This is a genomic window from Pseudomonas sp. GW821-FHT03E01 (genome assembly GCF_059420765.1).
In genome coordinates this window covers 157,712-170,714 of the sequence record NZ_JBWKUI010000016.1, presented here as the reverse complement: position 1 = coordinate 170,714, position 13,003 = coordinate 157,712, and the positions used below count along the sequence as shown (strand labels likewise).

The window sequence follows — 13,003 nt, the reverse complement described above, 5'->3', positions numbered from 1 at the left end:
GAGGTTGTGAGTGCTGGTTTCCTACGGCGGTTTCCCTGTGTGATGGCGTGCAAGGTAAAGGCTGTAGTGGCTACAGGGTCAACTGAAATGCTGAGTCTTGAGCCCTGAGTATGGTCATCTGCGACAGCCTGTCGCAGCGGGCAAGCCCGAATGCCCATGCGCTACATTCAGGCAAGTGCTGTTTGGCAGATAACTACCGTGTATTTGTTTCCATGTATTGCTATGTTGCCTTTTGCACTTCGCATCCTAGATCAAAACAACTTCCATAAGCCGTGGATGACGGATTTGTAATGTTCCAGTCACCTTGCCGATAAGTTCAAAACCCTACCGTGGCGGCATCAAAGATTCTTGAATAAAGGAAGTCTTCCATTGCCCGGTTTAAAAGAGCGGACGGCGCGAGCACGCCTGAAAAAAACAGCGAGGACAGTGACGGCCAGCGTTGTGTGGCTGGCCGGCACGGGGCTTGTGCATGCATCGACCCTGACCCTCGATCAAGCCCTGCAAACGGCATTTGCCGGTAACCCGGATCTGGCGGCTGCGCAGTGGGAAATCGGCATCGCCGAGGGTGAGCGCAAACAGGCCGGTCTGATCCCCAACCCCGAAGTGTCGTGGGAGGCCGAAGACACCCGGCGCGATTCGCGAACCACCACGGTGATGCTCAGCCAACCGATCGAACTGGGCGGCAAACGTGGTGCACGGATCGACGTCGCCAGCCGCGCGCAGGACGCCGCCGGGATCGAGTGGGAGCGCAAGCGCAATGCCTTGCGCGCCGATGTGATTCAGGCGTTCAACAGCGCCCGGACCGCGCAACAACGCTTGCAGTTGTCCCGCCAGTCGCTGCAACTGGCCGAACACGGTTTGCGCGTCGCCCAAGGACGCATCGAGGCCGGCAAATCCTCGCCAGTCGAAGGCACCCGGGCGCACGTGCAACTCTCCGAAGTGCGCCTGGAACTGAGCCGCGCCGAACGCGATCGGGCCAACGCCTACCAGCAATTGGCGCAGGTCATGGGCGCACCGTTGCCAGCCTCGACCACCGTGCAAGCGGCCACGCAAAGCGTGCCCACCGTGCCACCGGCGAGCCGATTGCTGGAGCGCCTGAACGAGACCGCCGAACTGCGTCTGGCCAAATTGCAGATCGATCAGCGCGAAGCCTCATTGGGTCTGGAAAAGTCGCAACGCATTCCCGACCTGACCGTGAGCATTGGCAGTCAATACAGCGAAACCGAGCGCGAGCGGGTCAACGTGGTCGGGCTGTCGCTGCCGATTCCGCTGTTCAACCGCAATCAGGGCAACGTGCTGGCGGCAGCCCGGCGCAGCGATCAGGCGCGGGACCTGCGCAACGCCACCGAGCTGCGTTTGCGCACGGAAATCCAGACCGCCCTTGAGCAATGGCAGACCGCCAACGGCGAAGTCGAAGCGTTCAACCAGACCATCCTGCCCGCCGCGCAAAGTGCGGTCGACAGCGCCACACGCGGCTTCGAAATGGGCAAGTTCGGCTTCCTCGATGTGCTCGACGCCCAGCGCACCCTGATCAGCGCACGCAGCCAATACATCCAGGCCGTCAGCGAGGCGACGGACGCGCGAGTACGCATCGAACGCATCTTCGGCGACCTCACCGTCAGCCCTTGAATTTCATCTTTCAAATCACTGCGCGATGGCATGGCGCAGAGGAGTTTCCATGGAAAAAAAACTGATCGTGGTGGCTGCGGCGACGTTGGCGCTGGGCATTGGTATTGGCTCGATGTGGCCGGGAAATGCGTCCATCGACGCTCACGCCGATGAAGCGGCGGAACACGCCGGTCACGCTGAAGAAGGCACAGCAGCCAACGGTGAACATACAGAAGAAGGGCACCTGGAGCTGAGCACCGAACAGATCGCAGCGGCGGGCATTCAACTGGCCGAAGCGCGGGCGCAGAACATCAGCCTCGGCTTGCCGTTCCCCGGCGAAGTGCGCTTTGACGAGGACCGTACCGCGCACGTGGTGCCTCGGGTGCCCGGGGTGGTCGAGTCGGTGTCGGTCAATCTCGGGCAGTCGGTGAAGAAGGGCCAGTTGCTGGCGGTGATCGCCAGTCAGCAGATCTCTGATCAGCGCAGCGAACAGGCTGCCGCGCAGCGGCGCCTGACCTTGGCGCGCACCACCTACGAACGCGAGAAAAAACTGTGGCAGGACAAGATCTCCGCCGAGCAGGATTTCCTTCAGGCACGCCAGGCATTGGAAGAAGCCGAAATTGCCCTGACCAATGCCCGGCAAAAAATCAGCGTGCTCAGCGGCAGCGTGGTCGCCACCGGCGGCAATCGCTATGAACTGCGCGCGCCGTTCGACGGTGTGGTGGTGGAAAAACACCTGACGCCGGGGGAGGTGGTCGATGAGACCTCGGCGGCTTTTACCCTCTCCGACCTGTCGCGGGTGTGGGTGACGTTCGGCGTTTCGCCCAAGGATCTGACCAAGGTACAAGTGGGCAAACCGGTCACCGTCAGCGCCCCGGAACTCAATGCTGAAATCGCCGGCACCGTGGCCTACGTCGGCAGTTTGCTCGGTGAACAGACCCGCACTGCAACGGTCCGCGTGACCCTGGAAAATCCGCAAGGCTCGTGGCGCCCCGGCCTGTTCGTCACCGCGCTGGTGGCGACCGACAGTCGCCAAGCCAGGGTCGCCGTACCTGAAACCGCGATCCAGACCGTCGAGGACAAACCCACGGTGTTCGTGCGCACCGATGACGGCTTCAAGGCGCAAGCGGTGGAGCTGGGCAGTCGCGCGGCCGGTCTGGTGGAAGTCACCCAAGGTCTGGAACCGGGCGTGCAAGTCGCCAGTGCCGGCAGCTTCATCCTCAAATCGGAATTGGGCAAAGCCTCAGCCGAGCATTCTCATTGAAGGCTCCCACTGATCCGTCAACCTCGACCGGAAGGTTCTCATGTTCGAACGCCTGATCCAGTTTGCCATCGAGCAGCGCATCATCGTGCTGCTCGCCGTTCTCCTCATGGCCGGCCTCGGCGTCGCCAGTTACCAAAAACTGCCGATCGACGCCGTGCCGGACATCACCAACGTCCAGGTGCAAATCAACACCGGCGCGGCCGGGTTCTCGCCGCTGGAAACCGAGCAGCGCATCACCTTCCCGATTGAAACCGCCATGGCCGGTTTGCCGGCGCTGGAGCAGACCCGTTCGCTGTCGCGTTCGGGGCTGTCGCAGGTCACGGTGATCTTCAAGGACGGCACCGATCTGTTCTTCGCCCGGCAATTGGTCAACGAGCGTTTGCAGATCGCCAGGGAGCAATTGCCCGAGGGCGCGGAAGCGCTGATGGGGCCGATTTCCACCGGGCTCGGGGAGATTTTCCTGTGGACGGTGGAGGCGCAGGACGGTGCGCTGAAGGACGACGGCACCGCCTACACGCCAACCGATTTGCGGGTGATTCAGGACTGGATCATCAAGCCGCAATTGCGCAACGTGCCCGGTGTGGCCGAGATCAACACCATCGGCGGATTCGCCAAGGAATACCAGATCGCCCCCGACCCGAAGCGGCTGGCGGCTTACAAATTGACCCTCACCGATCTGGTCACGGCGCTGGAGCGCAACAACGCCAACGTCGGTGCCGGTTACATCGAGCGCAGCGGCGAGCAGCTGCTGATTCGCGCGCCCGGGCAAGTGGCGAGCACTGACGACATCGCCAATATCGTGATGGCCAATGTCGACGGTACGCCGATCCGGATCAAGAACGTCGCGACGGTAGACATCGGCCGCGAACTGCGTACCGGTGCCGCCACCGAAAACGGTCGCGAAGTGGTACTGGGCACGGTGTTCATGCTGATCGGCGAAAACAGCCGAACAGTCTCCCAGGCGGTGGCGACCAGGCTTGAGCAGATCAATCGTTCCCTGCCCAAAGGCGTGATTGCGGTGCCGGTGTATGACCGCACGCACCTGGTGGACAAGGCCATCGCCACGGTGAAAAAGAACCTGGTGGAAGGGGCGATTCTGGTCATCGCGATTCTGTTCCTGTTCCTGGGCAACATCCGCGCGGCGTTGATCACCGCGATGGTCATTCCGCTGTCGATGCTGTTCACCTTCACCGGCATGTTCACCAACAAAGTCAGCGCCAACTTGATGAGCCTCGGCGCCCTCGACTTCGGCATCATCGTCGACGGCGCGGTGGTGATCGTCGAAAACACCCTGCGACGGCTGGCCCATGCGCAGCAGCATCACGGGCGTTTACTGAGCCGTTCCGAGCGTTTCCATGAAGTATTCGCAGCGGCCAAAGAAGCGCGGCGGCCGCTGATTTTTGGCCAGTTGATCATCATGGTCGTGTACCTGCCGATCTTCGCCCTGAGCGGTGTCGAAGGGAAAATGTTCCACCCGATGGCCTTCACCGTGGTCATCGCGCTGTTGGGCGCCATGCTGTTGTCGGTGACGTTTGTGCCGGCGGCCATTGCGTTGTTTGTCACCGGCAAGGTCAAGGAAGAAGAGGGCGTGGTCATGCGCGGCGCGCGTCGCGTTTATGCGCCGGCGCTGGCGTGGGTGATGTCCCATCGCGCCATGGCGGTGGGGGCGGCGCTGGCTGTGATTGTGCTCAGCGGCGTGCTTACCAGCCGCATGGGCAGCGAGTTTGTGCCGAGCCTCAGTGAGGGCGATTTTGCCCTGCAAGCCTTGCGCGTGCCGGGCACCAGCCTCACACAATCGGTGGACATGCAGCAGCGTCTGGAGACCTTGATCCTCAACAAGGTGCCCGAAGTCGAGCGTGTGTTCGCCCGTACCGGCACCGCCGAAATCGCCTCCGACCCGATGCCGCCAAACATCTCCGACAGCTACGTGATGCTCAAGCCGAAGGCGCAGTGGCCGGATCCGGGCAAGTCCCGCGAAACGCTGATGGCCGAACTGCAACAAGCCGCCGCGACGCTGCCGGGCAGCAACTATGAACTGTCGCAGCCGATCCAGTTGCGCTTCAACGAACTGATCTCCGGCGTGCGCAGCGATGTGGCGGTCAAGGTGTTCGGGGATGACATGGACGTGCTCAACGCTACGGCGGCGAAGGTCGCTGCCGCCATGCAGAAGGTCAACGGCGCGTCCGAGGTCAAGGTCGAGCAAACCACTGGCCTGCCGGTGCTGACCATCAACATCGACCGCGACAAGGCGGCGCGTTATGGGCTCAACGTCGGTGACGTGCAAGACACCATTGCGGTGGCGGTCGGCGGGCGTCAGGCCGGGACATTGTATGAAGGCGATCGGCGTTTCGACATGGTGGTGCGCCTGTCTGATGCCATGCGCAAGGACATCGACGGTTTGTCGGCACTGTTGATTCCGGTGCCGGCGCCCCTGAATGGCGCGGCCGATCAGATAGGCTTCATCGCCCTCAAGGATGTCGCCAGCCTTGATCTGGTGCTCGGGCCGAATCAGGTCAGCCGCGAAAACGGCAAGCGGCTGGTGATCGTCAGCGCCAACGTGCGTGGGCGCGATATTGGCTCCTTCGTTAAAGAGGCCGGCGAGGTGATCGAGCGCGATGTGCAGGTGCCGGCGGGTTACTGGACCGGCTGGGGCGGGCAGTTCGAGCAGTTGCAGTCGGCGGCCAAACGCTTGCAGATCGTGGTGCCGGTGGCCTTGCTGTTGGTGTTCGGCTTGCTGTTCATGATGTTCAACAACCTCAAGGATGGCTTGCTGGTGTTCACCGGGATTCCGTTTGCGTTGACCGGGGGCGTCATGGCCTTGTGGTTGCGGGACATTCCGCTGTCGATCTCGGCGGGCGTTGGTTTCATTGCGCTATCGGGGGTGGCGGTGCTCAACGGGTTGGTGATGATCGCGTTTATCCGCAATTTGCGGGAGGAGGGGCGTTCGCTCGCTGATGCAATCAATGAGGGTGCGCTCACACGTCTGCGCCCGGTGTTGATGACGGCGCTGGTGGCGTCCCTAGGCTTCATTCCCATGGCTTTGGCGACCGGCACGGGTGCCGAGGTGCAGCGACCGTTGGCGACGGTGGTGATCGGTGGGATTCTGTCCTCGACCATCCTGACGCTGCTGATTTTGCCGGCGCTGTATCAGCTCGCGCACCGAGGTGAAGAGGAGAGGAGTCCCACCTCATAAGCCAATGTTTCAGGCATACCACTATCTGTGGCGAGGGAGCTTGCTCCCGCTGGACTGCGTAGCAGGCCCCTTCTTTTTTTGTGAAGGAGGGGCCGCTTCGCGACCCAGCGGGAGCAAGCTCCCTCGCCACAGGTGCCTTTCAGGTTACATAACGGATATGTAATTTGCGCGCCACCGTCACGAAAGGTTCGGATTGTTACCTTGATCCCGTTAGTTAATTAAACGAGGAATCAAGCATGAAATTTGTACAACTGAGTGCGTTCGCAGCGGCGTTGGTGATGTCTTCTGTTGTTTTGGCTGAAGGTGGCGGCGACAGAGTCTTTGAGAAAATGATGGCGGCCAATGACCGTTCGGTGGAGGCGTTTGTCGCCAAGGAACAGGCGCGTAACCCCGTCGTGTTGAATGAAAAAAAGGACGACAAGACCAAAGACTTGTAAGCGTGTCGCACCTGAACTAGCCCGTCATCGAAGGCCGATGGTGGGCTTTTTTTTGAGCCTGGATTTGAAGGTACTGGATATGAAAGTTTTTAAGTTGATGGCGTTCGTCGGTGTGATGGCGATGTCGTTGAATGCGCTGGCAGAAGGCGGCGGTGACAGGACGTTTGAGAGGGCGTTCAGTGCCAACGCCCAAGCCATGCAGCAATACGCGGCCAACCAGGGCAAACCTGCGCCGGTGGTGAAAGATTACGAATACGGGATGAAGTTGGATGTGGTCAAAGTGGTGAGCGTTGTGCGACCGCAAGTTGCCTGCTCCGTGGTGCCGACTGCCATGACCTATGAAGATTCAAAGGGCCAACTCAATACCATCAAATACACCGTGGCAGGCGATTGCCGCCGACAGGGCGGGTGAGGGCACAGAGGGCCTCCAACCTACGTTGAGTATTTCAATTCGGGATGTTTAACAGATATGGCGAAGGTAGGGAGGCTTCCCACAATGTTTTCAGGTTGTCCGTCGGACGTCCGCTCTCTAGCCTGTGTTTGTCGCTGCCAATTCAGTGATCGGAATTGGAACCCCGCGGCTCCACTGAAAGCAAAAGCGCCTTTCATGACGTGCGCACCTTGATGTGTGCACTCCGTTATGGCGGCTGTGCGCGGGAGACTTCGAGTCTGTCGGGTTTTGCTCAGTGGCCCGGGTTCCAACCTGCGTACAGCTGCCTCCTTTTCGCGTTGAACCGAATGGGTCAGCTCTAACCATCACGCTGAATGCCGAAATCATGAAAAAGCCAACACCAAACCCTCCCGAAACAGAAACCGACCCTGTAGGCGTCGCCGAAGGCTGCTTCTGCAGTGCTCAATTCACGGGCATAAAAAAGGCGCCCCGAAGGACGCCAAAGGATTCACCTCTTACCAAAGGAGCAAGGAGCTTCTAAAGGTGAATTTGCATTAGCCGTGAAGTCAGAGAATCGCCAGCGGATACTCGACAATCACCCGCACTTCATCCAGATCCGACTCAAACGCCGTGGCGCGGGTGGTGGCCTGGCGCAAACGAAGAGACATGTCTTTCAACGAGCCGCTCTGCACCACGTATTTGACTTCGATGTCGCGCTCCCAGCGCTTCTGGTCAGTCAGTGGGTTGCCGTCGGCATCGCGGCGCATGTACACGGCGTTGGCGTTGGAGTAATCGGCGTCGGTGCCGCGGGCGTAACGAGTCATGAACGACAAACCCGACACGCCATAGCTGCTCATGTCGAGGTCGTAACGCACCATCCACGAACGTTCCTTGGGCGAGTTGAAGTCGCTGTACTGGATGGAGTTGTCGAGGAAGATCGAGTCGGACTGGCGCAGGTAATCGAAGTCGTCGTTGCCGTTGTTGCGCTGGTGCGACAAGGCAACGGAGTGGGCGCCGAGTTTCACCCCGACACGGCCGCTCCAGATGTTGTTGTCGAACTCGCCGAGCAGTTGTTTGCCTTCGTCGACCGCCTTGTAATAGTTCAAGCCACCGAATAGCGACAGGTCATCCGACAGCGGATAAGTCCATGCGGTGCCGGCGTAATACTGATTCCAGGCATCCTTGAGGCGACTGGAATACAGGCTGAAACTGAGGTTTTTGTTCAGTGCATAGTCGCCACCGAGATAGCCGACCCACGGCGAATTGACTGGACCGGCGTAGAAGGTCGCGAAGTTCTCGCGCATGTCGCTGGACACCGGCTGGCTCATCGCATGCAGGCGACCGCCCTGTACCGACAGACCTTCGATGCTGGTGTTGGTGGCCGTGACACCCCGGAAGCTTTCCGGCAACAGTCGGGAGTCACCCGCCGCAACCACCGGGTTGGCGGGGAACACATCGCCGACCTTCACCACCGTATCGAAGGCGCGCACTTTGGCGACGCCACCGACCTTGGTGTATTCATCCCGCGCCTGACCATCGCTGTCGACCGGCAACACGTCGAAAGAACTACGGCCACCGTTGCGCCCGTCACCGGTATCGAGTTTCAAGCCGATCATCGCAAACGCATCGACCCCGAATCCAACGGTGCCTTGGGTAAAGCCGGATTCGAACTTGCTGATGACCGCGTGAGCCCAGGCCTCGGAATAGCCATTGCCGGTGGGACTCGACTGGCCGTCACGGTGATCACGATTGAAGTATAAGTTGCGGTTGAGCACCGTCAGGCTGCTGCCCTCGATAAACCCCTCGGGTTTTTCTTCCGCCAACACCATGGACGGCCCGGAGCCGACAACCACCGCTAAAGCGGCTATCGACATTTTTGTATTGTTAACCATCAATCACTCCTTGGGTTCGGCAGAACGGGAACGTGCTTCGGCGTGGGTTTTATTGTTCGGCGGGCAAGGGCCCGCCGGCATGGTCGCCGGGTGACATCGTTGCAAGCTGCGGATAACGCCAAGGTGATGGGGGAATTACAATTTCGTCATGTGGGTGTGGTGTTGCCCGATCAGACCAAAACAGCCAGATCCGTGTACCGGACAACCAATGGATCGGCGGTGAGGAGTTTCATGGGTTCTGTCATGGCCGTTGCAACAATGAGACGGTCAAACGGGTCACGATGGTGATGTTCGAGGTCCTTCACGGCAATGGCGTGTTCTGAGGTCACAGGCAGCTCGATGAACCCGCTGTCGAGGCAGCACTGGCGGATTTCTTCCAAGTCAACGTTCAGCTTTCCCAGTCCAACCTTGATCGCCATCTCCCAGAATGTCGCTGCGCTGATGTAAATGTCGGCAGCGCTCTCAATGAGCTTTCTGGCTTTGCTGGATAGCCTGGGGTCATCGCTGAGCGTCCAGAGCAAAATATGTGTGTCGAGCAGAAGCCTCATTCTTGAGTGCCTTCAAAAGCATCGAGCATGTCGTCAGGCAATGAGGCGTCAAAGTCTTCGGGGAGCACCAGTTTGCCTTTCATCGCTCCGATACGCTGGCCGCGGGTTTTTCCCACCGGAACCAGACGCGCAAGGGCCCGGCCATGTTTGGCAATCGTGATGATCTGCCCGGCGGCTGCGTCATCGACGAGCTTGGACAGGTTATTTTTTGCTTCGGCCAACGGAACGACGATCATGGTGTCTCTCCCATATTCTGGACAAATATAGCCAGAAATTTGAGGGGCGGTAAAGATGCGCGATTCTTCAAGTGGGACGGGGGGCGATTTGGAGCGTTTCACTCGATGGGTCAGCAGCGTGACATTACCCTGGCGCTCAGCGGCCAAGGCGTCGAGGCCGTCTACCAGTTCGGAAAAGATGTCACGGTTCATTGTTCTTTCTCGCGTTGATTTATCGATCCAGCCAGTCATTCAAGATAGAGCCAAGTGCGCAGTGCTGGATGTAGGACGAAACGGACATTCCTGCGCGAGGTTTCGGGGATTGCAGAAGGAGGGGAGGGCAGCGGTAACAAATCCCACAAACGCAAAAACGGCACCCGAAGGTGCCGTTTCTGTTTTCTACCGAGTATCGCTTAAGCGATCAACCCGCCAACCCCGACTGTTGAACCAGGTTCAGCAGCGGTTGTGGGTACAGGCCGAGGAAGAACGCCAGTACGGCGATCGCCAGCAGCATCACGCCGCCTGCACGTTGTTCCCAGTGCAGTTGCGCATCGTGGCGACGCAGGTTCGGTTCCATCAGGTACAGGGTGACCATCACACGCAGGTAGTAGAAGACGCCGATGGCGCTGCCCAGTACCAGGGAGCCGACCAGCCACCATTGGTGCGACTCGACGCCGGTGGCGATGATGTAGAACTTGCCGATGAAGCCCGCGGTCAGCGGGATACCAGCCAGGGACAGCATCATCACGGTCAGGACGGCGGTCAGGTACGGACGGCGCCAGAACAGGCCACGGTATTCGTACAGGGCATCCGCGTCACGGCCGCTGTACGGCGAGGACATCAGGGTGATCACACCGAACGCGCCGAGGCTGGTGATCACGTAGGTGACCAGGTACACGCCGATGGCTTCCACGGCCAGGCCCTTGCTCGCCACCAGGGCGATCAGCAGGTAACCGAAGTGTGCGATGGACGAGTAACCCAGCAGACGCTTGAGGTTGCTCTGGGTCAGTGCCAGCAGGTTACCGAACAGGATCGACGCGATGGCGATGACGGTCAGCACGTTGCTCAGCACGCCACTGCTCGCCGCTGGCGAGATCTGGAACAGACGCACCATCACCGCGAACACAGCCACTTTGGAGGCCGTGGCCAGGAACGCTGCCACCGGTGCCGGAGCCCCTTCGTAAACGTCCGGGGTCCAGAGGTGGAACGGTACCAGCGACAGTTTGAACGCCAGGCCGATCAGCATCATGCCCAGGCCCAGTTGCGCGATCGGGCTAGGCAGGCCGGTGGCCGCCAGGGCCTGACCGATGCCGTTGAAGCTCAGGCTGCCGGCTTCGGCGTAGAGCAGGGCCATGCCGAACAACAGGAACGCGGAACCGGCGGCCGACAGCACCATGTACTTGATGCCGGCTTCCAGTGAACGCTTGTTGAAGAAGGCGTAAGCCACCAGACCGTAGACCGGTACCGAGAGCAGTTCCAGACCGACGAACAAGCCGGCCAGGTGCTGCGCGCTGACCAACACCAGGCCACCGGCGGCGGACATCAGGATCAGCAGGTAAAGTTCTTCACGGTTGCCCGGGTAGCCCGTACCGCCATCGCCCAGGTAGGCGTGGGCGAGGGTCACACAGGCGAGGGTGGCGACCAGGATCAGCGCCATGTACAGGCAAGCGAAGGTGTCGATCTGCAGCAACGGGGTCACGGCCAATGGCGCGACTTTCAGGGCTGGCAGGATCGACAGCAAGGCCAGGTTAAGACCTGCCACCGACAGCAGGAAGGTTTGCGAGTGGTTGCGGCGCCACGCGATAGCCAGCATCACCACGATGATCGTGGCGCTGGTGATCAACAACGGCGCAAGCGCGATAAAGTGTTGAGTCGTGAATTCCATAGCGCTCTTACCGGGCCGAAGCGAGTTGAGTGAAGGCGGAGCCGAGCCACTGCTGCACGCCATGCATCGTCGCGGCAGAGGTATCGAGGAACGGTTGCGGGTACACGCCGATGTAAAGCAGCAGTGCCGCAAGCCCAACCACCATGATCAGTTCGCGACCGTCCATGCCATGCAGCACCGCGTCGGATTTCGACGGGCCGAAGTAGGCGCGGTGGATCATGATCAGCGAGTAGACCGAACCGAATACCAGGCCGGACGTGGCGATCACGGTGACCCATGGCGCGCTGGCGAAGGTGCCGATCAGGATCAGGAACTCACCGACGAAGTTACCGGTCGCCGGCAGGCCCAGCGACGCCGCTGCGAAGAACAGGCTTAGGGCTGGCAGGTAGGCAATCTTCGACCACAGGCCACCCATCTCGCGCATATCGCGGGTGTGGGTGCGCTCGTACAGCTGACCGGAGAGGATAAAGAGTGCCGCGGCCGACAGACCGTGAGCCAGCATCTGCATGACCGCGCCCTGCAGTGCCAGTTGGCTGCCGGAGTAGATGCCGATCAACACGAAGCCCATGTGGGAAACGGACGAGAAGGCAATCAGACGCTTGATGTCGGTTTGCGCAAAGGCCAGGAACGCACCGTAGAAGATCCCGATCAGACCCAGGGTCATGGCGAACGGCGCGAACTCGGCCGAGGCATTCGGGAACAGCGGCAGGGCGAAACGCAGCAGGCCGTACGCAGCAGTCTTCAGCAAGATACCGGCCAGGTCCACGGAACCCGCGGTCGGTGCCTGGGCGTGAGCGTCAGGCAACCAGGAGTGGAACGGTACGACGGGCAGCTTGACCGCGAAGGCGATGAAGAAGCCGAGCATCAGGATGTACTCGGTGGTCTGCGACATCTTGGTTTTCAACAGATCGGCGTAGTTGAAGGTAATCACGCCGGTGTCGTTGAAGTTGACCAGTACCAGGCCCAGGATCGCCACCAACATGATCAGGCCGGAAGCCTGAGTGAAGATGAAGAACTTGGTCGCCGCGTAGATCCGGGTTTTCTTGCCGTCCGAAGAACTGTGACCCCAGAGCGCGATGAGGAAGTACATCGGCACCAGCATCATTTCCCAGAAGAAGAAGAACATGAACAGGTCGAGGGCGAGGAACACGCCAACGACACCGCCCAGGATCCACATCAGGTTCAGGTGGAAGAAGCCCACGTGACGCTGAATCTCTTTCCAGGAGCAGAGTACCGAGAGGACACCCAGCAGGCCGGTCAGCAGGATCATCAACAGCGACAGGCCGTCGAGGGCCAGGTGCACGTTGATGCCGAAGCGCTGGATCCAGACGTGTTTGAACTCAAGCGCCCAGGTCGGATCGGCGCCAGGTTTTGGTGCAAATGAATAGTCACCGTTGGCCCACAGCCAGAGGCCGAGGGAGAGCAGCAGGGACATGGTGATCAGCGCAATCCAGCGGGGGAGGGTGGCGCCGAAGCGCTCACCCATCCAGCACAGCAGGCCGCCGATGAAGGGGATCAGGATTAGCCATGGCAGAATCATGACGGGCTCGTTTCCTTTCGCAAGTTCGCA

General features: G+C 60.2%; 10 protein-coding genes. 5 read left to right on the top strand and 5 right to left on the bottom strand.

The features are described from left to right. Positions 1-369: 369 nt before the first annotated feature. From AC07VO_RS25465 to AC07VO_RS25445, 5 genes are all read left to right on the top strand, one after another. Positions 370-1,629, top strand: a complete 1,260-nt coding sequence (locus AC07VO_RS25465) for a TolC family protein (protein ID WP_086944991.1) — start codon at positions 370-372, stop codon at positions 1,627-1,629. Positions 1,630-1,678: 49 nt separating this feature from the next. After that, positions 1,679-2,872: an efflux RND transporter periplasmic adaptor subunit gene (locus AC07VO_RS25460; protein WP_086944990.1), complete on the top strand. Its 1,194-nt coding sequence runs from the start codon at positions 1,679-1,681 to the stop codon at positions 2,870-2,872. A 40-nt stretch (positions 2,873-2,912) separates the two neighbouring features. Then, complete coding sequence (locus AC07VO_RS25455; protein WP_018925499.1) at positions 2,913-6,065, top strand: CusA/CzcA family heavy metal efflux RND transporter; 3,153 nt, start codon at positions 2,913-2,915, stop codon at positions 6,063-6,065. 236 nt (positions 6,066-6,301) lie between these two features. Beyond that, positions 6,302-6,502, top strand: a complete 201-nt coding sequence (locus AC07VO_RS25450; RefSeq protein ID WP_018925500.1) for a co-regulatory protein PtrA N-terminal domain-containing protein — start codon at positions 6,302-6,304, stop codon at positions 6,500-6,502. A 79-nt stretch (positions 6,503-6,581) separates the two neighbouring features. Then, the gene (locus AC07VO_RS25445; RefSeq protein ID WP_086945151.1) at positions 6,582-6,914 is read left to right on the top strand and encodes a DUF2790 domain-containing protein; all 333 of its coding nucleotides are present in this window, start codon (positions 6,582-6,584) and stop codon (positions 6,912-6,914) included. Between the two features lie 545 nt (positions 6,915-7,459). Here the strand turns inward: AC07VO_RS25445 and AC07VO_RS25440 are convergent. The 5 genes from AC07VO_RS25440 to nuoM form a co-directional block, all read right to left on the bottom strand. Next, positions 7,460-8,785, bottom strand: coding sequence for an OprD family porin (locus AC07VO_RS25440; protein WP_086944989.1), 1,326 nt, complete (start codon positions 8,783-8,785; stop codon positions 7,460-7,462). A 170-nt stretch (positions 8,786-8,955) separates the two neighbouring features. Continuing rightward, positions 8,956-9,333 carry a type II toxin-antitoxin system VapC family toxin gene (locus tag AC07VO_RS25435; RefSeq protein WP_086944988.1) on the bottom strand — a complete coding sequence of 126 codons (378 nt, stop codon included), beginning with the start codon at positions 9,331-9,333 and terminating at the stop codon, positions 8,956-8,958. Further along, positions 9,330-9,761: a type II toxin-antitoxin system Phd/YefM family antitoxin gene (locus tag AC07VO_RS25430; protein ID WP_086944987.1), complete on the bottom strand. Its 432-nt coding sequence runs from the start codon at positions 9,759-9,761 to the stop codon at positions 9,330-9,332. The genes AC07VO_RS25435 and AC07VO_RS25430 overlap by 4 nt, the downstream gene beginning before the upstream one ends. Before the next feature lie 208 nt (positions 9,762-9,969). After that, positions 9,970-11,433: an NADH-quinone oxidoreductase subunit NuoN gene (gene nuoN / locus AC07VO_RS25425; protein ID WP_018925505.1), complete on the bottom strand. Its 1,464-nt coding sequence runs from the start codon at positions 11,431-11,433 to the stop codon at positions 9,970-9,972. 7 nt (positions 11,434-11,440) lie between these two features. Continuing rightward, complete coding sequence (gene nuoM, locus AC07VO_RS25420) at positions 11,441-12,973, bottom strand: NADH-quinone oxidoreductase subunit M (protein WP_018925506.1); 1,533 nt, start codon at positions 12,971-12,973, stop codon at positions 11,441-11,443. Positions 12,974-13,003 lie beyond the last annotated feature (30 nt).

Coding starts and splice junctions, on each gene's coding strand:
- AC07VO_RS25460 (WP_086944990.1), top strand. CDS start 1,679: ATGGAAAAAAAACTGATCGTGGTGGCTGCGGCGACGTTGGCGCTGGGC.
- nuoM (WP_018925506.1), bottom strand. CDS start 12,973: ATGATTCTGCCATGGCTAATCCTGATCCCCTTCATCGGCGGCCTGCTG.
- AC07VO_RS25455 (WP_018925499.1), top strand. CDS start 2,913: ATGTTCGAACGCCTGATCCAGTTTGCCATCGAGCAGCGCATCATCGTG.
- nuoN (WP_018925505.1), bottom strand. CDS start 11,433: ATGGAATTCACGACTCAACACTTTATCGCGCTTGCGCCGTTGTTGATC.
- AC07VO_RS25450 (WP_018925500.1), top strand. CDS start 6,302: ATGAAATTTGTACAACTGAGTGCGTTCGCAGCGGCGTTGGTGATGTCT.
- AC07VO_RS25430 (WP_086944987.1), bottom strand. CDS start 9,761: ATGAACCGTGACATCTTTTCCGAACTGGTAGACGGCCTCGACGCCTTG.
- AC07VO_RS25440 (WP_086944989.1), bottom strand. CDS start 8,785: ATGGTTAACAATACAAAAATGTCGATAGCCGCTTTAGCGGTGGTTGTC.
- AC07VO_RS25445 (WP_086945151.1), top strand. CDS start 6,582: ATGAAAGTTTTTAAGTTGATGGCGTTCGTCGGTGTGATGGCGATGTCG.
- AC07VO_RS25435 (WP_086944988.1), bottom strand. CDS start 9,333: ATGAGGCTTCTGCTCGACACACATATTTTGCTCTGGACGCTCAGCGAT.